The sequence below is a fragment of the Streptomyces sp. NPDC007901 genome (genome assembly GCF_042959465.1).
Classification (GTDB): Bacteria; Actinomycetota; Actinomycetes; order Streptomycetales; family Streptomycetaceae; genus Streptomyces.
Genome location: NZ_JBIBKW010000016.1, coordinates 122,814 through 147,542 on the forward strand (window position 1 = coordinate 122,814; position 24,729 = coordinate 147,542).

The 24,729-nt window shown below is 72.6% G+C and carries 19 protein-coding genes; 13 read left to right on the forward strand and 6 right to left on the reverse strand.

Annotated elements, in window-relative coordinates; all coding sequences use genetic code 11:
• The first annotated feature begins 201 nt into the window (after nt 1-201).
• Both rox and cyc2 read left to right on the forward strand, forming a co-directional pair.
• Complete coding sequence (rox, locus tag ACFZDK_RS39140) at nt 202-1,635, forward strand: rifampin monooxygenase (RefSeq protein ID WP_390979746.1); 1,434 nt, start codon at nt 202-204, stop codon at nt 1,633-1,635.
• 153 nt (nt 1,636-1,788) lie between these two features.
• Nucleotides 1,789-3,954, forward strand: coding sequence for a germacradienol/geosmin synthase Cyc2 (gene cyc2 / locus ACFZDK_RS39145; RefSeq protein ID WP_390979747.1), 2,166 nt, complete (start codon nt 1,789-1,791; stop codon nt 3,952-3,954).
• 19 nt (nt 3,955-3,973) lie between these two features.
• On the opposite strand, the gene ACFZDK_RS39150 is transcribed toward cyc2, so the two are convergent.
• A complete protein-coding gene (locus ACFZDK_RS39150) occupies nt 3,974-4,807 on the reverse strand; it encodes a hypothetical protein (protein ID WP_390979749.1) in 834 nt (277 codons plus the stop codon).
• Nucleotides 4,808-4,876: 69 nt separating this feature from the next.
• Nucleotides 4,877-5,611: a hypothetical protein gene (locus tag ACFZDK_RS39155; RefSeq protein WP_390979751.1), complete on the reverse strand. Its 735-nt coding sequence runs from the start codon at nt 5,609-5,611 to the stop codon at nt 4,877-4,879.
• An 87-nt stretch (nt 5,612-5,698) separates the two neighbouring features.
• Between ACFZDK_RS39155 and ACFZDK_RS39160 the strand changes: the two genes are divergently transcribed.
• The 4 genes from ACFZDK_RS39160 (at nt 5,699) to ACFZDK_RS39175 (ending at nt 9,566) form a co-directional block, all read left to right on the forward strand.
• Nucleotides 5,699-6,583: a LysR family transcriptional regulator gene (locus ACFZDK_RS39160; RefSeq protein ID WP_390979753.1), complete on the forward strand. Its 885-nt coding sequence runs from the start codon at nt 5,699-5,701 to the stop codon at nt 6,581-6,583.
• Nucleotides 6,584-6,674: 91 nt separating this feature from the next.
• Nucleotides 6,675-7,229 carry a PDZ domain-containing protein gene (locus ACFZDK_RS39165; protein WP_390979755.1) on the forward strand — a complete coding sequence of 185 codons (555 nt, stop codon included), beginning with the start codon at nt 6,675-6,677 and terminating at the stop codon, nt 7,227-7,229.
• A 196-nt stretch (nt 7,230-7,425) separates the two neighbouring features.
• Nucleotides 7,426-8,556 carry a M24 family metallopeptidase gene (locus ACFZDK_RS39170; protein ID WP_390979757.1) on the forward strand — a complete coding sequence of 377 codons (1,131 nt, stop codon included), beginning with the start codon at nt 7,426-7,428 and terminating at the stop codon, nt 8,554-8,556.
• A 62-nt stretch (nt 8,557-8,618) separates the two neighbouring features.
• Nucleotides 8,619-9,566, forward strand: coding sequence for a phosphotransferase (locus ACFZDK_RS39175; protein WP_390979759.1), 948 nt, complete (start codon nt 8,619-8,621; stop codon nt 9,564-9,566).
• 13 nt (nt 9,567-9,579) lie between these two features.
• Here ACFZDK_RS39175 and treZ read toward each other — a convergent pair whose 3' ends face one another.
• Nucleotides 9,580-11,325: a malto-oligosyltrehalose trehalohydrolase gene (gene treZ / locus ACFZDK_RS39180; RefSeq protein ID WP_390979761.1), complete on the reverse strand. Its 1,746-nt coding sequence runs from the start codon at nt 11,323-11,325 to the stop codon at nt 9,580-9,582.
• A gap of 176 nt (nt 11,326-11,501) precedes the next feature.
• On the opposite strand from treZ, the gene ACFZDK_RS39185 reads away from it, so the two are divergent.
• The 3 genes from ACFZDK_RS39185 (at nt 11,502) to ACFZDK_RS39195 (ending at nt 13,960) form a co-directional block, all read left to right on the forward strand.
• Nucleotides 11,502-12,053, forward strand: coding sequence for an FHA domain-containing protein (locus ACFZDK_RS39185; protein WP_390979763.1), 552 nt, complete (start codon nt 11,502-11,504; stop codon nt 12,051-12,053).
• A 168-nt stretch (nt 12,054-12,221) separates the two neighbouring features.
• On the forward strand, nt 12,222-13,547 hold the full coding sequence (locus ACFZDK_RS39190) for a M14 family zinc carboxypeptidase (RefSeq protein ID WP_390979765.1): 1,326 nt from the start codon (nt 12,222-12,224) through the stop codon (nt 13,545-13,547).
• Entirely contained in the window at nt 13,544-13,960 is a 417-nt protein-coding gene (locus ACFZDK_RS39195) for an SSI family serine proteinase inhibitor (RefSeq protein ID WP_390979767.1), read from the forward strand. The genes ACFZDK_RS39190 and ACFZDK_RS39195 overlap by 4 nt, the downstream gene beginning before the upstream one ends.
• 34 nt (nt 13,961-13,994) lie before the next feature.
• On the opposite strand, the gene ACFZDK_RS39200 is transcribed toward ACFZDK_RS39195, so the two are convergent.
• The 3 genes from ACFZDK_RS39200 to glgX all read right to left on the reverse strand — a co-directional run bounded on the left by ACFZDK_RS39200 (nt 13,995) and on the right by glgX (nt 20,044).
• Nucleotides 13,995-15,245: a M14 family zinc carboxypeptidase gene (locus tag ACFZDK_RS39200; protein WP_390979769.1), complete on the reverse strand. Its 1,251-nt coding sequence runs from the start codon at nt 15,243-15,245 to the stop codon at nt 13,995-13,997.
• A 262-nt stretch (nt 15,246-15,507) separates the two neighbouring features.
• A complete protein-coding gene (treY, locus tag ACFZDK_RS39205) occupies nt 15,508-17,832 on the reverse strand; it encodes a malto-oligosyltrehalose synthase (protein ID WP_390979932.1) in 2,325 nt (774 codons plus the stop codon).
• Nucleotides 17,833-17,935: 103 nt separating this feature from the next.
• A complete protein-coding gene (glgX, locus tag ACFZDK_RS39210; protein WP_390979771.1) occupies nt 17,936-20,044 on the reverse strand; it encodes a glycogen debranching protein GlgX in 2,109 nt (702 codons plus the stop codon).
• Nucleotides 20,045-20,240: 196 nt separating this feature from the next.
• On the opposite strand from glgX, the gene ACFZDK_RS39215 reads away from it, so the two are divergent.
• The 4 genes from ACFZDK_RS39215 to ACFZDK_RS39230 all read left to right on the forward strand — a co-directional run bounded on the left by ACFZDK_RS39215 (nt 20,241) and on the right by ACFZDK_RS39230 (nt 24,634).
• Nucleotides 20,241-21,062 (forward strand): Tat pathway signal sequence domain protein, encoded by an 822-nt coding sequence (locus tag ACFZDK_RS39215; protein ID WP_390979773.1) that lies wholly within the window; start codon nt 20,241-20,243, stop codon nt 21,060-21,062.
• Between the two features lie 64 nt (nt 21,063-21,126).
• Nucleotides 21,127-22,467: a copper amine oxidase gene (locus ACFZDK_RS39220; RefSeq protein ID WP_390979775.1), complete on the forward strand. Its 1,341-nt coding sequence runs from the start codon at nt 21,127-21,129 to the stop codon at nt 22,465-22,467.
• A 102-nt stretch (nt 22,468-22,569) separates the two neighbouring features.
• Nucleotides 22,570-23,811, forward strand: a complete 1,242-nt coding sequence (locus ACFZDK_RS39225) for an SAV2148 family HEPN domain-containing protein (protein ID WP_390979777.1) — start codon at nt 22,570-22,572, stop codon at nt 23,809-23,811.
• Nucleotides 23,812-23,914: 103 nt separating this feature from the next.
• Nucleotides 23,915-24,634, forward strand: coding sequence for an exonuclease domain-containing protein (locus tag ACFZDK_RS39230; protein WP_390979779.1), 720 nt, complete (start codon nt 23,915-23,917; stop codon nt 24,632-24,634).
• The last annotated feature ends 95 nt before the right edge of the window (nt 24,635-24,729 follow it).

Sequence of the window (24,729 nt, forward strand, 5' to 3'; positions counted from 1 at the left end):
CGTCCGGAGCGAACGCCGGAAATGCGAAAGGCAAGGAGTTCGTCCGCTCCTTGCCACTCTCAACGTATAGCGCACCGGGGGCCTTGCGGCAAGCCCCGGTCGCTGTTGCAGAATCTCCGGCCGTAGCCGGTTACCTGTGGAGATCGGTGATCCGCGTACTGTGCACGCCTTTCCTTTTCTATGGCTCTATGGGGGATTTCGATGCTCGATGTCATCGTCGTCGGCGCCGGTCCGACCGGACTGACGCTCGCCGGTGAACTGCGGCTGCACGGGGTGCGGGTGCTCGTGCTGGAGAAGGAGGCGGTGCCGACCGGGCAGTCCCGCGCGCTCGGGCTGCACGCGCGCAGTGTCGAGATATTGGACCAGCGCGGGCTGCTGGAGCGGTTCCTCCCGCTCGGCCAGAAGTTCGCCACCGGCGGTTTTTTCGCCGGCATTCCGGCGCCGTGGCCCGACCGGCTGGACACCGCGCATTCGTACGTTCTCGGCATTCCGCAAACCGTCACCGAGCGCCTGCTGGCCGAGCGCGCCGTCGAACTCGGCGCCGAGATCCGGCGCGGCACCGAACTGACCGGACTGAGCCAGGACGATGACGGCGTCACCGTCGAACTGGCCGTTGGGGGAGGAACGCGGCTGCGCGCCCGCTACCTCGTCGGCTGCGACGGCGGCCGCAGCACCGTGCGCCGGCTGCTCGGCGTCGCCTTCCCCGGCGAACCGGCCGCCAACGAGACCTGGCTGGGCGAACTGGAGGTGGCCGTACCGCCGGAGGAACTGGCCGCCGTGGTGGCCGAGGTCCGCAAGAACAGTGCCCGGTTCGGTGTCATGCCCCGCGAGGACGGCGTGCACCGCGTCATCGTGCCCGCCGCAGGGGTGTCCGAGGACCGCGGGGTCCCGCCCACCCTCGAGGAGTTCAGGCTGCGGCTGCGGGAGTTCGCCGGCACCGACCTCGGTGTGCACTCCCCGCGCTGGATCTCCCGTTTCGGCGACGCCACCCGGCTCGCCGAGCGCTACCGGTCGGGCCGGGTGCTGCTGGCGGGCGACGCGGCGCACATCCACCCCCCGACCGGCGGGCAGGGCCTCAACCTCGGCATCCAGGATGCCTTCAACCTCGGCTGGAAACTGGCCGCCGAGGTCAACGGCTGGGCTCCGGAAGGGCTGTTGGACAGCTACCACACCGAACGGCACCCGGTGGCCGCCGCGGTGCTGGACAACACCCGGGCCCAGTCGGAACTGCTGTCCGCCGAGCCCGGTGCGCGCGCGGTGCGCCGGCTGGTGGCGGAGCTGATGGACTTCGAGGAGGTGAACCGGTACCTGATCGAGAAGATCGCCGCGCTGTCCGTCCGCTACGACTTCGGCGAGGGGCCCGGCCTCCTCGGCCGCCGGCTCCGGGACGTGCGGCTGAAGCGGGGGCGCCTCTACGAGCTGACGCGCGCCGGACGCGGACTCCTGCTCGATCAGACCGGCCGGCTCTCGGTGGCGGGCTGGGCGGACCGGGTCGACCATGTCGTCGACGTCAGCGAGGAACTGGACGCGCCCGCCGTCCTGCTGCGGCCGGACGGCCATGTGGCATGGCTCGGCGACGACCAGCGGGAACTGCTCGACCGGTTGCCCCGGTGGTTCGGCACCGCGACGGGTTGACCACCGGACCTGCCCGTGGCCGGGGGCGAGGGATGTCCGTCCAACGCCACAGCCGGCGCCCGGAGTTCCCGGATACCACCCCGGTTCACGCGATGGTGTGATCATGTGTCGCGCGGCGGATGGCCGTCGGAGCGCACGGGTAGGGCCCCGGCCATGACGCAGCCGTTCGAACTCCCGCACTTCTACATGCCGTATCCCGCGCGGCTCAACCCGCATCTGGAGGAGGCCCGGACCCATTCCACCGAGTGGGCCCGGGAGATGGGCATGCTGGAGGGCTCCGGGATCTGGACCCAGGCGGACCTGGAGGCACACGACTACGGCCTGCTGTGCGGCTACACCCACCCCGACTGCGACGGCCCCGCCCTCTCGCTGATCACCGACTGGTACGTGTGGGTGTTCTTCTTCGACGACCACTTCCTCGACATGTACAAGCGCACCCAGGACCGCGCCGGAGGCAAGGCCCACCTCGACCGGCTCCCGCTGTTCATGCCGCTCGACCTCACGACACCCGTGCCGGAGCCACAGAACCCGGTCGAGGCGGGCCTCGCCGACCTGTGGGCGCGCACGGTGCCCTCGATGTCGGTCGACTGGCGACGGCGCTTCTCGGTCGCCACCGAGCACCTGCTGAACGAGTCGATGTGGGAGCTGTCCAACATCAACGAGGGGCGGATCGCCAACCCCGTCGAGTACATCGAGATGCGCCGCAAGGTCGGCGGCGCCCCCTGGTCGGCGGGGCTCGTCGAGTACGCGACGGCCGAGGTGCCCGCGGCCGTCGCGGGGACCCGGCCGCTGCGCGTACTGATGGAGACCTTCGCCGACGCCGTCCACCTCCGCAACGACCTGTTCTCCTACCAGCGCGAGGTCGAGGACGAGGGCGAGAACAGCAACGGCGTGCTGGTCCTGGAGACCTTCTTCGACTGCTCCACCCAGGAGGCCGCCGACACGGTCAACGACATCCTCACCTCCCGCCTCCACCAGTTCGAGCACACCGCCCTCACCGAAGTGCCCGCCCTCGCCGTCGAGAAGGGCCTCACCCCCGACCAGGCCGCCGCGATCGCCGCCTACACCAAGGGCCTGCAGGACTGGCAGTCCGGCGGCCACGAATGGCATCTGCGCTCCAGCCGCTACATGAACCAGGGCGCCACCACCCCGGCCGCCCCCTGGCAGACCCTGACCGGCCCCGGCACGTCCGCCGCGGACGTCGGCGCCTTACTCGCCGAGGCCGCCGCGGAGCGCCTCCGTGCCTACACCCACGTCCCCTTCCAGCAGGTCGGCCCCGCCCTCCTGCCCGACTTCCACATGCCCTACGAGGTCGAGCTCAGCCCGCACCTCGACACCGCCCGCCCCCGCCTCACCGCCTGGATGCACGCCACCGGGATGCTCGCCGAGGGCGTCTGGGACGAGGACAAGCTCGCCGCAGGCGATCTCGTCCTCTGCGCAGCCGGCCTCGACCCCGACGCCACCCCCCAGGAACTCGACCTCGCCGCCCAGTGGCTGGCCTGGGGCACCTACGCCGACGACTACTACCCCCTGTACTTCGGCACCCGGCGCGACCTGGCGGGCGCCCGGCTCGCCACCGCCCGGCTGTCCGCCTGTATGCCGCTCGCCGACGAGCCCGTCCCCGCCCCGGTCACCGGCATGGAACGCGGCCTGATCGACCTGTGGGCGCGCACCACCGCCGGCATGGACCCCGACGGCCGGCTCTTCCTGAAGCAGGCCGTCGACAGGATGACCGAGAGCTGGCTCTGGGAGATGGCCAACCACCTCCAGCACCGCATCCCCGACCCCATCGACTACCTGGAGATGCGCCGGGACACCTTCGGCTCCGACCTCACCCTGAGCCTGGCCCGCCGCGGCCACGGCCCCGCCATCCCGCCCGAGGTCTACCGCAGCGGCCCGGTCCGCTCCCTGGAGAACGCCGCCATCGACTACGGCATGCTCGTCAACGACGTCTTCTCCTACCAGAAGGAGATCCAGTACGAGGGCGAGCTCCACAACGCGATCCTCGTCGTCCAGAACTTCTTCGGCGTCGACTACCCCACCGCCCTCCGTGTCGTGCACGACCTGATGACCCAGCGGATGCGGCAGTTCGAGCATGTCGTCGCGAGCGAACTCCCGGTCGTGTACGACGACTTCGAGCTGTCGGCCGAGGCCCGCGAGGCCATGGGTGACTACGTCCGGGACCTGCAGAACTGGATGGCCGGGATCCTCAACTGGCACCGGCGCGTGGACCGTTACCAGCCGGACCACCTGGCCCGCCGCGCCCACGGATTCCTGCCGGACCGGCCACCGCTCGCCCCGGCCCTCCCCGTCGGCTGACGACCAGCACCGGCACTCTCTACTGGAGGGCGGTGTACAGGCCCCGGGCGCGCTCGGCCTGCCGCAGGTCGCCCAGCCCGTCGAACTCCTCGGCCAGCAGGCGCAGGGGCGACAGGTCGAGTTCCTTCCTGCTGCCGGGCCGGAGCAGCTGGCTCTGGTCCATGAATATCTCGTCCATCCGGCGGATCAACGCCACTCTGGCGAGTTCGGTCAGCCCCTGGTCGGCGGCCAGCCGGGTCCAGGTCGTCAGCGGCTCGCCGGCCGGGTCGCCGGGCACCTCGTGCCGTACCGACTCCCAGAGCGGCGGCCGGGGGTGCGGGTCGAGCAGGTCGTAGGCGCAGTCCTCGTCCGAGTTGAGGAGGAGGAAGTCGGGCTCGGTGCGCAGCAGGGCCGCGTGCAGCCTGCCGAGCAGGTCGACGGGGGAGCGGTCGGGCAGGCCGAGGGCGGCGCGGAGTTCGGCGCGCTCGGCGTCGATGCCGTGGTACTCCCGGATCTCGTCCTCGATCTCGGCCACGCGCGCGAGGATCGCCTCCTCGCCGTCCGCCGGAGCCAGGTCCAGGTAGTCGCGCCAGCCCGGCAGGCCGATCACGATCTCCAGGGCCTCGTCGACGGACGACCCTATGATCCCGGCCGAGCCCTCGGAGTCCGCGTACAGCAACGAGCCGTCCGGGCACACGAAATACGTGCCGCCGGTGTCGCAGCCGGCCACGACCTCCAGCGAGCCGCCGGAGGCGAGGCGGACCGGTTCGAGGTGGCCGTGGGCGGCCCGGTCCAGGTCGAAGTTGAAGGGAAACGCCGCCAGTTCGGCCAGGCGGCGGTGCTGCCGGAGCAGCCGCAGGCAGTGATCGGTCATGTCACAGAACGTAACAGCCGTCACTGACAACGGACTCCGGCCGCGACCCGGACCGGCGCCGTCCCGGTCTCATGCCGACGCGCGCGTCCGCTCCGCGGCATGGGCGACCGCCGCCCGCGCCAGCGCCCGCACCACCGGATGCGGACGCGAGCCGTCACCGGCCAGCTCCGGCTGGAAGAGCGTGGCCAGGAAGAAGGAGTGGCCGGGCAGTTCGGCGACCCGGACATGGCCGTCCTCGTCGTGGCCGGACAGCCGCATTCCGTGCGCGCGCAGGGTGTCGAGGTGGCGGGAGGGGCCGTACGCGCAGAAGTACCGTTCGACCGTGCGCCCCGAGCCGATCGCCGACTCGGCGAGCGAGCCCGGCTCGACGGTCACCACGGCCTCGTGACCCACCAGCGAGCAGGCCAGCGGTTCGATGAGCGGGTCCTCGGCGTCGGGGTCGGTCTCGGCGTGCGCGACCCGGGTCAGTCCGCAGACGTTCCGGGCGTACTCCAGGAGCGCGTGCTGGAATCCCGCACAGGTGCCGAGGAAGGGGATGCCCTCCTCGCGGGCGGTGCGGATGGCCCGCAGGGCGCCCGCCTCGCTGCGGTACGGGCTGCCGGGCAGCACCCACACGGCGTCGAAGCCGCGCACCGCGCCCACGTCCTCGGCGTCCTCGGAGGGAACCCAGTAGGCGTCCAGGACCAGCCGGTCGCGCTGGGCGAGGGCGTCCAGGAGGAGCGGGATCCGGGTGTGCGAGACGACGTTGGGGGAGCGGTCCCCGACCAGGGCGATCGTGGCGGTCCGAGCTGCGGAGTTCGTCATGCCCTCATCCTGGGTGCCGGTTCCGGTTCACGTCCAACGATGATCGGTGCACTCTCGATAAGCGTTACTGATGCGACCCTGTACGGCATGGACCCGCACCTGCTGCGCACGTACGTCACCGTGGCCCGCCTCGCCTCCTTCTCGGAGGCCGCACGCGCACTGGGCTACACCCAGTCCGCGGTCTCCCAGCACATCGCCGCCCTCGAACAGGACCTCGGCGCGCCCCTGCTCACCCGGCGCCCGGTGACCCCCACGGCGGCCGGTGAACGGCTCCTGGAGCACGCCGGCCCGCTGCTGCTGCGGCTGGAGGCGGCCCGCGCGGACGTCGTACGGATGGCCGCCGCGCCCGTGCCCGGCCTGACCCTCGCCGCGACCCCGACCGCGCTCGGCCCCGGCGTCCTCGCCGCGCTTCCCGCCGACGGAGTCACCCTGCGCGTCCTGCCGCGCGAGGAGATCCCGGCCGCCGTCGCCACCGGCGCCGCCGACCTCGGCCTGCTCGACGGCCTCGCCGCCCCCAGCGACCCCCTGCGCCTGCCCGACGTGGCCCCGCTGACCACGCACGGCGTCGGCGAGGAACCCGTAGCCGTCCTGCTCCCCGCCGGCCATCCCCTCGCCGGCCGCCCGGGCCTGCGCCTCGCCGACCTCGCCGACGCCCGCTGGCTGGACGCGCCCGGCGCGGCCCTGCCCCTCGCCCAGCTGCGCACCGCGACCGGCGGCGGCGCCTTCCGTCCGGCCCTGCGCTACGACGGCTGCGACCTCCGTACCCTCACCACCCTCACCGCCACCGGCCGCGGCCTCACCCTGCTGCCCCGCCGGACGGCCACCGGCATCCCCGGCACGGTCGCCGTCCCGGTCACCGTGCCCCGAGTCATCCACCGGGTGGAACTGGTGTACGGCTGGACCCCCGCAGGGGCGGCCGCGGACCTGGTGGCGAGCCTGGTCGACGGTGCCCGAGACGCAGGTGAGGCCTAAGGCTTCCCGCTCCTGACCGGGGGTCAGTCTCACTCGTTCGTGACTCGTCGCGCCCGCGTGCGCCGGGTAGGGCTCGGGCTGGAGGCGAACCATGGAACAGACCGCTTTGCGTCCCGAACCGATCCCGGGTCAGGAACGCGGGGAAGACCCCCCACCCGACCCGGCCAACCGCCCGCACGCCGCCCGCCGCCGCGGCCGCCGGATCAGGACCCTGCTGTTCGGCCTCTTCGCCGGCACCCTCCTGGTGCTCTCCGGGGTCGGCATCGGCACGGTCGGCGCCACCGTGATCGGCCTCTCCAAACTCTCCGAACTCCAGCACCGGACCCCGGCGACGACCCCCAGGCCCACCCCGTCCACCGCCCCGGCCCCCTCCCACCCGCCCATCGCGACCCTGGGCGTGGAGGCCGTGGACGCCGACAAGGTGGGCGCCCTGGTGGTGGGCGTCCACGTACCCGGGCCGGGCTATGCGGCCGGGCTGGTACGGGGCGACGTACTCCTCCAACTCGGCAACAGCCGCATCGACGACGCCGCCGACCTGGTACGAGCGGTGACCGAGGCCCGCCCGGGCAAGGAGGCCAAACTCACGGTGCGGCACGAGAGCGGGGGGTACCAGCAGCTGACAGTGGTTCCCGGCGTCGTGACGTGACCCACCAGGGGCGCGGGGCCGTATCGACATGCGCTCCGCCGCGTGGGCGCGACCAGCCACCACGCACCCGCACCGCCCCCACAACCAAGACACACAACGGGGCTTCCGCGCAAACCGGCTCGCGCGGCCACGCCGCACCCGGCAGGATGCTCACCGAAGGCCCTACAGCCCCCTCACCCGCGCAAGGAGGCCACGGATGACCGGCACGACACCCGCCGCGCCCTTCACCGCCGACGACTACAGGGCCCGCATGACGCGCGCAGCGCACACCGCGGCGGACGCCGGACTCGCCGGCCTCCTGATCGCCCCCGGCCCCGACATGGTGTGGCTCACCGGCTACACCCCCACCGCCGTCACCGAACGGCTCACCCTCCTCGTCCTCGCCCCCGGCAGGGACCCCGTGCTGGTCGTCCCGACCCTGGAGGCTCCCGACGCCGCGAAGTCGGCCGGCGCGGACGTGCTGACCCTGCGGGACTGGACCGACGGCAAGGACCCCTACGCCGTGACCGCCGACCTGCTCGACAAGGGCGGCCGGTTCGGTATCAGCGACAACGCCTGGGCCATGCACCTGCTGGGTCTGCAGAAGACACTCCCGGACACCTCGTATGCCTCCCTCACCGACGCGGTGCCCATGCTCCGCGCCGTGAAGGACGCGGCCGAACTCGAACTCCTCGCGGCCGCCGGAGCCGCCGCTGATTCGACGTTCGAGGAGATCCGCAAGGTTCCCTTCGCCGGCCGCCGCGAGTCCGACGTCGGCCACGACCTCGCCGACCTGCTGCGCCGCTTCGGCCACGAACAGGTCGACTTCACCATCGTCGGCTCGGGACCCAACGGCGCCAACCCGCACCACGAGGTCGGCGACCGGGTCATCCAGGACGGCGACATGGTCGTCCTCGACTTCGGCGGTCTCAAGGACGGCTACGGCTCCGACACCACCCGCACCGTGCACGTCGGCCCGCCGACCGCCGAGGAGCGCGAGGTCCACGACATCGTGCGCGCCGCCCAGGAGGCCGGGTTCCGGGCCGTCCGCCCCGGCGCGGCCTGCCAGGAGGTGGACCGGGCCGCCCGCGCGGTCATCGCCGACGCCGGGTACGGCGAGTTCTTCATCCACCGCACCGGCCACGGCATCGGCGTCACCACGCACGAGCCGCCGTACATGATCGAGGGCGAGGAGCAGCCGCTCGTGCCCGGGATGTGCTTCTCCGTGGAGCCCGGCATCTATCTGCCGGGCCGCTTCGGCGTGCGGATCGAGGACATCGTCACGGTGACCGAGGAAGGCGGACGTCGTTTCAACAACACCACCCGCGAGATGGTCGTAGTGGGCTGACCGACCCGGCCCCGGGAGTACCTTCTCGCCCCTACCCCACCCGAACGGCAACGGCACGATCCATGACCCAGGCACCGACACCCACCGCGGACACCGTCCGCCGACTGGTCCGTTCGCTGCTCAAGGAGAGCACGACCGGAACCTCGGGACCGGATGTCCGGCCCGTCGCGGCGGGCGGTGAGCACTCCACCTGGTGGGTCGGCACCCGCCATGTGCTGCGTCTGGCGCCCGACCGGGAGGCCGCCGCGCGGCAGCGCCGCGAACTGCGGCTGCGCGACCTGGCACGCCCGCACCTGCCGGTCGCCGTCCCGACCAGCGTCGCGCACGGCGAGTGGGCGCCGGGCCTGACCTACACGCTGGACACCGCGATCGCCGGGGGCACGGCCGAGGAGCACGACGTCTCCGCGGTCGGCGAGGCCGACCTGGCCGGGCTGCTCACCGGCCTGCGCGAGGTGCCCGTACGGCAGGCGGAGACGCTCGGTGTGCCGCGCACCCCGCCGCGCTCCCTGGAGGCGCTGCGCCGGATGGCCGTACCCGCCGCCGAACGCCTCGCCGCGGCCGACGAGTTCGATCCCGCGCCGCTGCTCCAGTTCACCTCGCCGGGCGCCGCCCAGCTCGCCGCGCAGCCCGGCACGGCCGTGCTGGTCCACCACGACCTCAAGGGCGAGCATCTGGTGGTGAGTGCCGACGGCAGGGTGCGCGGCGTCCTGGACTGGACCGAGGCGGCCGTGGGCGACCCCGCCGAGGACATCGCCGGACTCGCGCTCGCGGTCGGCTCCGGCGCGGCCGTCCGCGCGGCCACCCTCGCCGGCTACGGCGCCCGTCCCTGCCTGCGCGGCCTGTGGCTGGCCCGCTGCGACACCGTCATCCGCCTCGCCGACCGTCTGGAAGGCCGGGACGACAGCCCCCTGCCGCTGCTGCGCACCCGGCTCCGGCGCGCCTGGGAGGCGATCCTGCTGGAGCGGGTGACGGAGCTGCGCGAGGACACCGAGGACGACGGGGAGCTGTAGCGCGGCCGGCCGCTCAGGGCTGGGTCAGCACCACGCACGACTCGCCCGGTATCCGCAGCACCCCGTCCGCGTCCGGTGCCGCCACGGGGTCCCAGGCGGCCAGCACCTCCACCCGCCCGGTGCCGAGCGGGATGGCGGCCGGCTCCTTGCCCAGGTTCACCGCCACCCGTACGTCCCCGCGCCGGAAGGCCAGCCAGCGTGCCTCCGAGTCGTACGCCACCTTGGTGTCGGCGAGGTCGGGGTCGGTGAGGTCCGGCTGCTCCCGGCGCAGGGCGGTCAGCCGGCGGTACCAGGCCAGCACGCGCGCGTGCGGCTCGCGTTCGGGTTCCGACCAGTCCAGGCAGGACCGGTCCCGGGTCGCCGGGTCCTGCGGATCGGGTACGTCCTCCTCGGCCCACCCGTGCGCGGCGAACTCCCGCCGCCTGCCCCGCCGTACGGCCTCCGCCAGTTCGGGGTCCGTGTGGTCGGTGAAGAACTGCCAGGGAGTGCCGGCCGCCCACTCCTCGCCCATGAACAGCATCGGTGTGAAGGGCGCGGTCAGGGTCAGGGTGGCCGCGCAGGCCAGCAGGCCGGGGGAGAGGGAGGCCGAGAGCCGGTCGCCCTGGGCCCGGTTGCCGACCTGGTCGTGGGTCTGGGTGTAGCCGAGCAGCCGGTGCCCGGCCACCCGCGCGCGGTCCAGCGGGCGGCCGTGATGGCGGCCGCGGAAGCCGGAGTACGAGCCGTCGTGGAAGTAGCCGCCGGTGAGGGTCTTGGCGAGGGCCGCGAACGGGTCGCGCGCGAAGTCGGCGTAGTAGCCCTGGGACTCGCCGGTCAGCGCGGTGTGCAGCGCGTGGTGGAAGTCGTCGTTCCACTGCGCGTCCAGACCGAGCCCGTGCTCCGCGCGTGCGGTGATGAGACGCGGGTCGTTCAGGTCGGACTCGCCGACGAGGAACAACGGCCGTCCCGACTCGGCCGCCAGGGCGGCCACGGCCGTCGACAGCTCCTCCAGGAAGTGGCACGCGCGCGTGTCGCACAACGCGTGCACCGCGTCCAGGCGCAGCCCGTCGATCCGGTAGTCGCGCAGCCAGGCGAGCGCGCTGCCCACCAGGTACGCGCGCACCTCGTCCGAACCGGGCGCGTCCAGGTTGACCGCCGCGCCCCAGGGCGTGTGGTGGGTCTCCGTGAAGTACGGCCCGAACGCGGGCAGGTAGTTGCCGGACGGACCCAGGTGGTTGTGGACGACGTCCAGGACGACGCCGAGCCCGAGCTCATGGGCCCGGTCGACAAACCGTTTCAGCGACTCGGGTCCGCCGTAGGGCTCGTGCACCGCCCACAGCGAGACCCCCTCGTACCCCCAGCCGTGCCGGCCCGGGAACGGGCACAGGGGCATCAACTCCACGTGGGTGACGCCCAGTTCCACCAGGTGCTCCAGGCGGGCAGCAGCCGCGTCCAGGGTGCCCTCGGAGGTGTACGTGCCCACGTGCAGCTCGTAGAGCACCGCGCCCGGCAGGGCCCGGCCGGGCCACTCGGCCCGCCACGGGTGGCGTCCGTGGTCGACGACCGCGCTGAGCCCGTCCGGTCCGTCCGGCTGGCGGCGCGAGCGCGGGTCGGGCAGCACGGGGCCGTCGTCCAGGGCGAACCCGTACCGGGTGCCGTCCTCGGCGTCCGCCGCACCGGTCCACCAGTCCGGCCGCTGCGGATCGCGCTCCAACGCGCGCGTGACGCCGTCGCAATGGAGCGTCACACGGTCTGCCTGCGGTGCCCACACCTCGAACTGCACGGACGGTTCCCCTTCGTCTGGCTCCTCGTGAGGTAGTCCGTCCATCGTGCCGGGAAAGCGATCAGACCGCCTTTGAATCCCGGCTTTCCCGAAGGGTGTCGCCGTCCGTACGCGCGCGTGACGGCCGTTTCCCCGTTTTCTGGACACCCGGGGTTCACTGACCCAGAATCAGCAGCGTGACGTCGTCCTTCGAGTTCAACACCTACCCCGCGCGGCTGTCCGACGCGGAGCGCGAGAAGGCGCTGAGTGTGCTGCGTGACGGCGTCGTCATGGGGCGGCTGTCGCACGACACGTTCGTGCGCCGTATGGAGCTGGCGCTCGCCGCCCGCCGCGCGGACGAACTCGCGGCGCTCACCGCGGACCTGCCCCAGGAGAGCCGCTTCGCGCGCGTGCTCTTCGGTACCGTCGAGGCCGTCTCCGGGTTCACCGTGCGGCTGCGCCGGGCCTGGCAGGCCGAGCGGCTGCCCAAGCTGCTGCTGCCGCACCCGGGCAACGGCCATCCGCTGCGCATCGGCCGCGATCCGGCCAACGGGCTGCGGCTCAACCACGAGACGGTCTCCCGGGTGCACGCCGAACTCCGCCGCCAGGGCGGCCTGTGGGTGCTCCGGGACCTCGGCTCCACCAACGGCACGACCGTGAACGGCCGCCGGGTGATCGGCGCCGCCGTCGTGCGCGAGGGCGACCAGATCGGCTTCGGCCGGATGTGCTTCCGGCTCGCGGCCTCCTGAGCCCGCCCTTTGCCGGCCGCAGTGGTCGAGTGGCTGAAAGACGTATGCCCGTCGCGGTGTTGACGTACCCCTCAAGTCGTGACTGACTGTGTGGAGGCCATGCACGTCATGTGACCCGACGGCACCGCATTGTGGAGGTGTGTCCTGCCGCTCCTCCGCTACCCGTCCGTGGACGAGCTGGTCTCCCAGGCGGCCGCGCTGGCCGCCGACCGACCCCGAGACGCCCGGCTGCGCAGGGTCGGGACCTCCCGCGCGGGCACCCCCATGTGGCTGCTTTCCATCGGTCACGGCGGCCGTCACGCCCTGGTCGTCGCCGGCCCGCACGCCAACGAACCCATCGGCGGCGCCACCGTGCTGCGCCTCGCCGACCGGGTGCTCGCCGACCCCCGGCTCACCGAGGACGCCGACGTCACCTGGCACCTGCTGCTGTGCCTGGACCCGGACGGCTCGCGCCGCAACGAGGGCTGGCTCGCCGGGCCGTACACCCTCGGCCACTACTTCCGGAACTTCTTCCGGCCCGGCTTCCTGGAGCAGCCCGAATGGCTGCCCGACGGGGCCGAGGCGGCCGCGCTGCCCGAGACCCGGGCGCTGCTCGACGTCCAGGACGAGCTGCGGCCCTTCCTCCAGTGCTCGCTGCACGGCGTCGACGTCGGCGGCGGCTTCGTCGAGCTCACCCGCGACCTGCCGGGCCTCGACCGCCGCCTCACGCACACCGCGAGCCGGCTCGGCATCCCCCGGGAACTCGGCGCCTACGACACCCTGTACTGGCCGGCCCTGGGCCCGGCCGTCTACCGGGTCCCGCCGCCCCGCCGGGGCGACCTGGCCGCCGCCATCACCGAGGCCGCCGTCGAGTCCACCTGGTTCCATCCCCACCGGCACGGCACCGTCACCGCCATCGTCGAGGCCCCCATGTGGGGCGTGAACGCCGTCCAGGACGGCGCACCGCCCGCCGACCGGGACGCGTCCCTGCGGGCCGTCAGCCGGACCCTGCGGGAGGACACGGCCCTCCTGGACGGCGTCCTGGCGCGGGTCCGGCCCCAGCTGTCCGCGGCCCCGGACGCGGCCCGGCTGCTCGCGCCGGTCGACGACTACCTGCTCGTCTGCCCCGGCCTCGCCGACGCCTGGGACCCCGACACCGACGCCGGCAGCGCCCGCCCGCTGCCCCCGCTCAGCAGCGCCCACCTGGCCGCGCTGCGCATCGCCGGACGCCGGCTGGCCCTGCGCACCGCCGGGCTGCTGCACCAGTTGCTGCGCAGCACCGGGCACGACCCGGCCGACGCGCTGCCCGACCTGGACCGGCTGATCGACACCTGGTGCGCGGACTATCAGGAGTCCCTCGGCGCACGCTGGATCCCGGTCGCACGCCAGGCCGAGTACCAGACGCGCGTGGTCCTGAGCGCGTTCGAACTGGCGCACCGCCACGCGCGCGTGGGTGCCCGTTCGGGTGAGCCGGGCTGGGGCGCCGAGGCCGCCGTGCCGATGCACAGGGAATGACCCCTCTGATCAGAGCGACAGCGGCCGGCGGCGCCCTGCTGGCGGCCACCGCCCTCCTCGCCGCCGGCCCGGTCCAGGCCGCGCCCGACGCCACGCGCGGCGGCGACTACCTCTTCCTGACCGTCACCAAGGGCGACAGCCGCTCCATCGACACGCGCGGCACCCTGCTGCTGTGCGACCCGCCGCAGGGGTACTCCCACGCGGCCGAGGCCTGTGCCGAACTGGACACGGTGGGCGGTGACATCACGCGCATCGCCCCGCCCAAGGACGCGATGTGCCCGATGCTCTACGCCCCCGTGACCGCCCAGGCGCGCGGGGAGTGGAACGGCCGGCCGATCGAGTACCGCGAGACGTTCTCCAACTCCTGTGTGATGGCGGCCCGGACCGGGCCGGTCTTCGCCCTCGACGGCTGACCCCGGGGGCGGGCGGCGTGCGGCCCCCGAGACCTCACGCCGCCCCCTCACGCGCGTGCTGCGCGGCCGCCAGTACCGTCCGGGACTGATGCTCCACCTGGCGCTCCAGCGGCACCCAGCGGGCCCGGAAACGCTCCCCGTAGGCCTCGCACCAGGCGGCCACCAGCTCCTCCAGCACCGGTGCCGCGCGGTCGTCCGCCTCCCGCAGCACCCGCAGCAGCATCGAGGCCGCCCGCAGCGGCAGCCGCCGCCCGAAGGCGTCCACACTGCCGACGTACGCCATCGTGGTGTCGACGGGCTGCCGGCCGATCCAGTCCTCGGCGAGCCCCGGGATCAGCCCCAGCGCCCAGCGGGCCGCCCGCAGCAGCGGCCCGTCCAGGCCGTCCAGCCGGGGCAGCGCCTCGGCCAGCACCTGCTCCACCTCCCGCGAGTCCCGCAGCAGCCGGCGCGCCAGGCGCCGCATCGCCGCCGCCGGCGCCGGGTGCGGCGCCGGGTCGTCGACCAGGTCGCTCGCCCACATCGGCACCTCGACCACCGCCGTCAGACCGCCGTAGCGGTGCGCGTGGTACCAGGTGCTGTGCCGTGCGTCGTCCGGCATGCTCGGGTACGCCACCCCCGTCTCAGGACCGGGCATCACCCGCACCCCGGGCCCGGAGGCCGGCCAGCCCGCGGCGTCCGAGGCGCCCGTCTCCACCGGGATGTGCAGCTCCGCCGCGGACTTGGCGAACGGCTCGGCCAGCCCCGGCACGTCCTTCGTCAGCTGCACCCAGCTGCCACCCAGATCGGTGCCGTGCAGGGTCACCTGGAGGTAGGGGCGCAGCTCGTCGATCACCGCGAGCAGGGCCACGGTCTCGGGCGGCAGCCGGTCCGGCGGCAGCACCGACGGCGACCACTCCGGCTGCTCCGGGCCCGCCGGCCGGTAGAAACCGAGGTGGTAGTCGAACAGGCTGCGCGGGGCCGGGGTGACGTGCAGGCTCGCCCCGTCCGGGTCCGCGCAGAGCAGGAAGTGCCAGGAGGTCTCCGCCCGCAGCTCCCGTTCGTGCAGCACCCGCTCGGCCAGTACCTGGAGAGTGCCGCCCCCGGTCGGCTCGTTGGCGTGGGCACCCGCGACCACCAGGACCGCCCGCCGGGCGTGTCCGACGGACAGCAGGTGCAGCGGTCTGCCCGCGCGGGAGAGGCCGATCTGCCGCAAGGTGCACAGGCCGGGCCGGTGCGCGGCCAACGCCCGGGCGGTTGCGACGAGTTCGGGAACACTGGGGTAACGCAGCTCCGGCAGGAGACTCACCCCCGACTTGTCCGCCCGGCTTCGCATTCCCCAGTCCCGCACGGCATAGGTGAACTGTCAAGAACCTCCCGGGGGAGGCTCCCGGGGGCGCCCAGGGGCACGAGCCGTCGGCCGGCCGGGCGGTGGGCGCCGCTGGGGGTGCGAAGTCACTCCGGGGCGCGGAACGGCTCCGCGCGCCCATACGGACGCGGTCCGCGCCCGGCGAGTTTCAGCAAGGCCCCCACCCGGCCGCGCATTTCACTCGTATGGGTGAATGTGCCTCTCAGTCCCCGTCTCCCACCCGCTCCAGCAGCGCCACCGGCAGCGCCTCGAAAAGCTCCGCCACGCGCGCGTGCCCCGTGAACTCCCGCCCCGGTGCCAGCACGTCGGCCCACCGCCCCGGTGGCAGCGGCAGCACCGTGTCCCGCCAGCCGCCCGCCGCGGCCAGCCGCAGCGACAGCCGGGTCACCGCCGTGACCACCTCCGCGGAGCGCGCGAAGGCAAGGCAGTGTGCCGCGGCCGGGCCCTCGGCCGTCAGCGGCGCGTACGTCGCCGTGTCGCCGAAGGCAGCGGGGCGCCGCGCCCGCAGCCGCAGCGCCGCCGCCGTCACCGCGTCCTTCTCGCCCGGACGCGCGGGCGGGAACGCCACCGGGCGCCGGTTGTCCGGGTCCACCAGCGCCCGGTACTCGCCCTCCGTGCCCTGGTAGACGTCCGGCACCCCCGGCATCGTCAGATGGACCAGAGCCGTGCCGAGCACGTTCGCCCGGACCTGCGCCGCCAGGGAGGCCCGGAAGGCCGCCACACGCTCACCCGGCGGCCCGCACGGCCCCGCCGCGACGAACGACGCCACCGCCTCCTCGTACGGCGGCTCCTGCTCCGTCCAGCTCGTGTAGAGCCCCGCCTCCCGCACATGCTTCAGCAGCGCCCCCTGCACCCGCCCGGGCTCCGCCGGGCCGAGCCCGAACACGGTCTGCCAGGCCGCCCAGGCCAGCTGCGCGTCCGGCACGCCCTCGCCGTCCCGGGTCACCTCGGTCAGCACGTCCGCCCAGCGCTCCGGGCATTCCGTGAGCACGGCCAGCGCCGCCCGCACATCGGCGCTGCGCTTGGTGTCGTGCGTCGTCACCACCGTCCCGGAGAGCGGCCAGTCGCGCTGCACGCGCGCGCAGTACGCGTGGAAGGCGTCGGGGGAAACCCCCGGACTGCCGGGGTCCCCGCCCACCTCGGTCGCCGACAGCAACGGCACGTAGCGGTAGAACGCCGTGTCCTCCACCGACTTGGCGCGCAGCGCCGAGGCCGTCTGCGCGAACCGGGTCCGGAACTCCGCGGCCCCCGGCCCGTCCCCGGCCAGCAGCAGCCCGCGCACCGCGTCCACCGCCCCGCCCTCCTCGGGCACCACGAAGGCCAGGCGGGCCTCCTCGGCGGCCCGCTCGGTGACCACGGCGGCCGCGTCACCGGAGGCGTACGGCCGGTACACCCGCATCCGCACCAGCAGCTCCTGCAGCGCGGTGCGCAACGCCCAGGGCGCCCGGTCGCGCAGCGCGGGGTCCGGGGACGTCGCGCACACGCGCGTGGCCACCCGCGTCAGCCGGTCCGTCTCGGCCGCCAGCTCGTGTGTGAGCACCTTGTACGCCGCCCGCCGCACCGTCGCCGCCCAGTCGCCGCCCCGGTCCGTCTGCGGGGCCGCGAACCGCCGGTACTGGCCGAGCAGTTCACCGGCTCCCGCGGGATCCGTGAACAGGCCGTCCACCTGCCGCAGCGCGTCGTACCCGGTGGTCCCCGCGACCGGCCAGCCGGCCGGCAGGTGCTCGCCGTCGGCCAGGATCTTCTCGACCACGGTCCAGCGCCCGCCCGTCGCCTCGTGCAGCCGCGCGAGATAGCCGTCGGGGTCGGCGAGCCCGTCGGGATGGTCGATACGCAGCCCGTCCACCACGCCCTCGTGCAGCAGCTGGAGGATCTTGCCGTGGGTCGCCTCGAACACCTCGGGGTCCTCCACCCGCACCCCGATCAGCTCCGAGATGCTGAAGAACCGGCGGTAGTTGAGCTCGGTGCGGGCCAGCCGCCACCACGCCGGGCGGTACCACTGGGCGTCCAGCAGCTCCGGCAGCGGCAGGTCCGCGGTGCCGGCCCGGAGCGGGAAGGCGTGCTCGTGGTAGCGCAGCACGTCACCGTCGACCACGAGCTGCCCGAGCACGTCGCCGAGCGGGCCGCCGAGCACCGGCAGCAGCAGCTGGCCGCCCTGAGCCGCCCAGTCGATGTCGAACCAGCGCGCGTACGGCGACTTCGGGCCCTCGCGCAGGACCTCCCACAGGGCGTGGTTGTGGCGGGGGGACATCGCCATGTGGTTCGGCACGATGTCGACGACGAGGCCGAGGCCGTGCTGCCGCGCGGTGTGCGCGAGTGCGCGGAGCGCGTCCTCGCCACCGAGTTCCTCGCGTACGCGCGCGTGGTCGACGACGTCGTAGCCGTGGGTGGAGCCGGGGACGGCTTCCAGGACGGGGGAGAGGTGGAGGTGGGAGATGCCTAGCGAGGCGAGGTACGGCACGGCGGTTTCGGCGGCCGAGAAGGGGAAGCTCGGCTGGAGCTGTAGGCGGTAGGTGGCTGTCGGCACGGCTGTCATGCGGATGTGTGTACCCGCGCTGTGTGTTTTTGTGTCACAGCGCGGGCCGGTGGGGGTTGATCGCGCAGTTCCCCGCGCCCCTGAAGGGGCGCGTCTATGCGGGCCTTTTCAGAACGGTCAGGCTTCGGCCCAGCAGGGTCAGGTGTGCGCCCCCATCTACCTTCGGGCCCGGGAGTACGCCCTCGGTCTGGGCCGTGTCGACCACCACCTCCCACTGGCGGCCGTGGTTCACCGGGACCACGAAGTCGAGCTCTCCTGGTGAGGCGTTGAACATCAGGAGGAAGGAGTCGTCGGCGATGCGCTCCCCGCGCATGCCCGGTTCCGAGATCGCGTTGCCGTTGAGGAACACGGTGAGGGCAAAGGCCTGGGCCGAGTCCCAGTCCTGCTGGGCCATCTCATGGCCCTCGGGGGTGAACCAGGCGATGTCGGAGAGGTCGTCGTGGGTGCCCTCCACCGGGCGGCCGTGGAAGAAGCGGCGGCGCCGGAAGACCGGGTGTTCCTTGCGCAGCCGGGCCATCGCGCGGGTGAAGGACAGCAGGCCGCTGTCGTCCTCGGGGGACGGCCAGGCCACCCAGGAGACCTCGTTGTCCTGGCAGTACGCGTTGTTGTTGCCGTGCTGGGTGCGCGCGAACTCGTCGCCGTGGCCGATCATCGGCACGCCCTGGGACAGCATCAGCGTGGCGATGAAGTTGCGCATCTGCCGGTCGCGCAGTTCGAGGATCGCGGGGTCGTCGGTGTGGCCCTCGACCCCGCAGTTCCAGGAGCGGTTGTGGCTCTCGCCGTCCCGGTTGTCCTCGCCGTTGGCCGCGTTGTGCTTGTCGTTGTACGACACCAGGTCGTGCAGGGTGAAGCCGTCGTGGCAGGTGACGAAGTTGATGGAGGCCAGCGGACGGCGGCCGTCGTCCTGGTAGAGGTCGGAGGAGCCGGTGAGGCGGGAGGCGAACTCGGCCAGCGCGCGGGGCTCGCCGCGCCAGAGGTCGCGCACCGTGTCGCGGTACTTGCCGTTCCACTCGGTCCACAGCGGCGGGAAGTTGCCCACCTGGTAGCCGCCCTCGCCGACGTCCCAGGGCTCGGCGATCAGCTTCACCTGGGAGACGATCGGGTCCTGCTGCACCAGGTCGAAGAACGAGGACAGCCGGTCCACCTCGTGGAACTGCCGGGCCAGGGTGGCCGCGAGGTCGAAGCGGAAGCCGTCGACATGCATCTCGGTGACCCAGTAGCGCAGTGAGTCCATGATCATCTGGAGGACGTGGGGCGAGCGCATCAGCAGGGAGTTGCCGGTGCCCGTCGTGTCCATGTAGTAGCGGGGGTCGTCCGTGAGGCGGTAGTAGGACGGGTTGTCCAGGCCGCGGAAGGACAGGGTCGGGCCCAGGTGGTTGCCCTCGGCGGTGTGGTTGTAGACCACGTCGAGGATCACCTCGATCCCGGCCTCGTGCAGGGCGCGGACCGCCGACTTGAACTCCAGGACCTGCTGGCCGCGGTCGCCCCAGGAGGCGTACGCGTTGTGCGGGGCGAAGAAGCCGATGGTGTTGTAGCCCCAGTAGTTGTTCAGGCCCATGTCGACCAGCCGGTGGTCGTTCACGAACTGGTGGACCGGCATCAGTTCGAGGGCGGTCACTCCCAGTTCCACCAGGTGCTCGATGAGCGCCGGGTGCGCCAGGCCCGCGTAGGTGCCGCGCAGCTCCTCGGGCAGGCCCGGGTGGCGCATGGTCAGGCCCTTCACGTGGGCCTCGTAGATCACCGTGTGGTGGTACTCGGTGCGCGGCCGGCGGTCGTCGCCCCAGTCGAAGTACGGGTTGATCACCACCGAGGTCATGGTGTGCGGCGCCGAGTCCAGGTCGTTGCGCTTGTCGGGGTCGCCGAAGTGGTAGCCGTACACCTCCTCGCCCCAGCGCACCGACCCGCTGACCGCCTTCGCGTACGGGTCCAGCAGCAGCTTCGCCGAGTTGCAGCGCTGCCCGCGCCCGGGGTCGTACGGGCCGTGCGCCCTGAAGCCGTAGCGCTGCCCCGGCATCACGCCCGGCAGGTACGCGTGCCGCACGAAGGCGTCGCTCTCCCGCAGTTCCACCGCCGTCTCGGAGCCGTCGTCGTGCAGCAGACACAGCTCCACTCGGTCCGCGGCCTCCGTGAACACCGCGAAGTTGGTCCCGGCGCCGTCGTACGTGGCACCGAGCGGATACGCCTCTCCAGGCCAGACCTGCATGAAGTCGACTCTTCCAGGTGTGTCTCGCGCCCGGGGGCGCCTTGGTCATGAGTCTGCCCGAAACTAATGGAACCCCATGTGACTTACGCCCCTCTTACCCGGCGACCAGTGCACACAGTGGCCCGTGGGGCGAAGTGTGCCGAACCAGTGGGGCATACACGTACTCCCTGTGACCAAGGGGGAGTAGGGGGAAGATGTGCGCAAGATAGTGCACCGCCATCTGGGCAAAGTGGTGGCCGGTGCGGGACTGGCGGTGGCGGGGACCGCCGTGATGGTCGGGATCACCCTGCCGGGCACGGCCGGGGCCAACGAGTCGGGAGGGAGCGACGGAAGCGGCACGGCCGCCGCGCAGTCGGCGGGCCGGGGGCAGGGCCAGGACGCCGTCAAGGGCGGCGTGGTGGAACAGGCGCCGGCCGAGGGCAAGAAGGGCACGGGCAGCGACCCGCTGACCGACGACGAGACCAAGCGCGTCGAACAACTCGCTCTGACCAAGCAGATGTTCAACGCCGGGGAGAACGTCGAGGGCGCCCGCGGCCCGGAGCGGATCAGCGTCGACCTCGCCGAGCCGGACGCGAACGAACTGGACAGCTCGAACGCGCCGCGCCGCGCGGACGTGACGTTCTACGACTACCGGAACGACAGCCTCGTCACCCGGACCGTGAACCTCGACACCGGCAAGGTCGAACAGACCACGAGCCGGCAGGGCGTCCAGCCGCCGCTCAGCCACGACGAGAACGTCGAGGCGCTCAAGCTGCTGATCGGCGACCCGCTCGGCGCCGGCCTGAAGGCGGACTTCAAGGACGCCACCGGCAGCGAACTGACCGACCCGGAGCAGCAGCTGCTGCTCAACAGCGCGGTCTACCGCGCCACCCCGGGCGCCCAGCCGGCCGCGCTCGACAAGTGCGGCGAACACCGCTGCGTGCGGCTCTTCCCGAAGGTCAAGAACGGGCCGTGGATCGACGCCCGCTCCCTGATCGTCGACCTCAGCGCGCGCAAGGTCGTGAAGCTCGGCCGCTGAGCCGACGCCGTTCACCCCGCCCATCGCACTTCACCGCGTTTTCCGTACGAGGAGTCACTTCGTCATGCACGTGAACGAGCGCGCGCACGCGCGTGTGCCCAGAATCAGCCGTGCCCGCAGGACGGCCGCCGTCGGTCTGTCCGTGGCCGCGCTGGCGGCCGGCGCGACCACGGCGGCCGGGCCAGCCGCCGCCCAGCCGAAGCGGGCCGCTGCGGCCGCCGCCGACTGCTCCGCCGCCTACCGCATCGAGCAGAAGCTCTCCACCGGCACCACCTGGCGGATGTGCTGGCGCTACGACAGCAAGGCCGGACTGGTCCTGGAGCACATCTCCTACCAGCCCAAGGGCGAGGCCGCCCCCATCAAGGTCCTCTCCAGCGCCCGGCTCGCGCAGATCGACGTCCCCTACGACGACGGCAGCGTCGAGTACGACGACCTGACCGGCTTCGGCTTCGCCCAGGGCCTGGTGCCGCTGGCCTCGGCCGAGTGCCCCGGCGGCACCATCAAGACCGTCAAGGTCCCCGACGCCTGGGACCCGGCCCACCCCAACGTCGACGGCCTGTGCACCACGACCCGTTCGCGCGGCCACGCCTACCGGATGCAGGCCGACACCGGCAACCGGGTGTACCAGCAGCAGGGCAAGGACCTGTTGATCTACACGGTCAACAAGGTCGGCTGGTACGAGTACATGACCGAGTGGCGGTTCCAGGACGACGGCACCATCAACATGAACGTCGGTGCCACCGGCAGCCTCTCGCCGGGCGACTACGACGCCGGCGACGGCCGCGGCTGGCCGATCGGCAAGGGCGCCCACGCCTACGCCACCAGCCACAGCCACAACGTGTTCTGGAAGCTGAACTTCGACCTCGACGGCTCCTCCAAGAGCCGCATCGAGCAGTACGACTCGGTGGTCAGCGCCCCGACGCACGGCCAGGAGGCGCCCACCAACAAGACCACCCGCACCAACGTCACCAAGGAACTCGCCGGTGACTCCAAGAACATGCGGTGGTGGCGGGTGGTCAGCACCGCCGGCAAGAACAAGGACGGGCACGCCCGTTCGTACGAGATCGTCCAGGGCGCGACCAACAAGTACCCGGGTCACGGTTTCACCAAGCACGACGTCTACTTCACCCAGTACGACAAGTGCGAGCTGTTCGCCAGCAACAACCCGGGCTGCGCGACCGGTCACCCCAAGACCGTCGACAAGTGGGTCAACGGACAGACCCTCACCAACCCTGTGGTCTGGGTGAACGTCGGTTTCCACCACATCGCGCGCGACGAGGACCAGCAGCCGATGCCGGTCCACTGGCAGGGCTTCTCCATCGCCCCGCGTGACGTCACCGCTATGAATCCGCTCACTCCGGCCGCCCTTGCTGATCAGAACGGTCAGCCGGGAGGCGGTAGTTGAGAAACGACCTGTCCATCCGGCTGCACCGCCGACCACTCCCGGAGTACCCTTCCTTGATCGTTGGCACGGGGAGAGCTCGGGGGAGCGGAAGGCGGTGCACGGGTGGGCTCGGGAGGCCTGGAGCTGCCCCCTGGTGACGAGGGTCACGAGGGGAACTCCACAGACGTCCCGCCCGGCGCGGTGTCCCTGGCCCGGCCGATGGACGCCACGGGCTCCATCGGGCCAGAGCTGGAGTGGGGCGCCGACGCCTGGCTCGAGGTGCGTACGCGCGCCCAGCGGGCCGGCCGCGCCTACATCTGGCTGAACCTCGTCGAGCAGCGGATGCGGGCCGTGGTGGCCGCCGTGCTGCGGCCCATCTACGAACCCGTCCACGGCGACGACTGGGTGGTCGCCGCGGCCGGTCCGGCCGGCCAGGAGTGGGTCCAGCGGGCGGCCGCCGTCCGCGAGGTCAGCCGCCGCAAGGGCTATCTGCTGGACCCCGCCGACGACAACGTGCTCAGCTTCCTCACCCTCCCGCAGCTGCGCGAGCTGATGGTCCAGCACTGGCCGTGCTTCGAGCCCTACTTCGACGAGCGCCGGGACGTCGAACTCGCCCTGGACGAGCTCGAGGTGACCCGCAACATCGTCTCCCGCAACCGCGCCCTGTCCGGTGCCGTCCTCGACCAGGCCGAACGGGCCTCCGCCCGGCTCCTGGAGATGCTCGGCGCGGACGGCGACGTGCCCTCCGCGCGCCGGCTGCCGGTGGACGCGGTGGAGGACCTGGTCGGCGACCGCTACGCCGACGTGGTCGCCGTGCACCCCGACCGGGTCCGCCTGATGCGCCAGTTCCCGGCCGAGGACCTCTTCGGCGGCGCCCGCCGCCTGGACGCCATCGGCATCGGCCTCAACCTGCTCGTGCAGAACTTCTCCGGCCGCCGCCTGGTCCGCCTCGCCGAGACCGGCTGCCGGGTCCGCCTCCTCTTCCTCAACCCCGCCTCCAGCGCGGTCAAGCGCCGCGAGCGCGAACTCGGGATGAAACGGGGCGAACTCGCCCGCTCGGTCGAGATGAACATCCTCCACATGCGCCGGGTGCGGTCGCGCCTGCGCGATCCGGGCGCCTTCGAGATCCAGGTGTACGACGACACCCCCCGCTTCTCCGCCTACCTGGTGGACGGCGACGGCGCCGACGGCGTCGGGATCATCCAGTCGTATCTGCGCGGCGCACGGGGCATGGAGTCACCGGTGCTGGTGCTGCGCAACGGCAGCAAGGTGGTCAAGTCGGAAGATGTCGTAGAAACAGGGCTCTTCCCCACATATCGCGAGGAGTTCGAAATGGCTTGGGCGGATTCGCGCCCGGTGTCCTGATGTGTGCGTGGCGATAAGCGGAATGCCGGTCCTCTGATTGTCAGTGGCGCATGCGAGGGTGGAGACCACTGGGGGAAAGCACCACCAAGAAGGGGGGCCGCCCATGGGCTGGCACCAGGAGCTCCTGATCGGCTTCGACCTGGAGACGACGGGTACGGATCCGCGCGAGGCACGGATCGTCACGGGGGCCGTGATCGAGGTCAGGGCCGGGCAGGAACTGGGCCGCCGCGAGTGGCTGGCCGATCCGGGCGTGGAGATCCCGGCGGACGCGGTGGCGGTGCACGGCATCAGCAACGAGCGGGCGGCCGCCGAGGGCCGGCCGGCCGACCAGGTCGCCGACGCCCTCGCGGACGTCCTCACCGGCTACTGGAAGACGGGTGTCCCGGTCGTCGCCTACAACGCGACCTTCGACCTCACCCTCCTCTCGGCGGAACTGCGCCGCCACGGACTGCCGTCCCTCTCCGACCGCCTCGGCGGCCTCGACCCCGCGCCGGTCGTCGACCCGTACACCATCGACCGCTGGGTCGACCGCTACCGGCGCGGCAAGCGCAACCTCGAAGCGGTCTGCGCCGAGTACGGCATCACCCTCACCACCGCCCACAACGCCTCCGCCGACGCCCTCGCCGCGGCGCGGCTGGCGGGCGCGATAGCCGAGCGCCACCCGAAGATCGCGGCGCTGGGTCCGGCGGAGCTGCACCGGCGCCAGGTGGAGTGGTACGCGGAGTGGGCGGCGGACTTCCAGCAGTTCCTGCGGCGCAAGGGGGAGGCCGACGCGGTGGTGGACGGGGCGTGGCCCCTGCGGGAGCTTGTGGACGCCGTCTGAGCGCTGGGCTGGTCACGTGGTTCGTTTGCCGCGGGCCGGTGGGGGCTGGTCGCGCAGTTCCTCCCCCAGCCTTCGGCCGGGGGTACCCCCAGCGC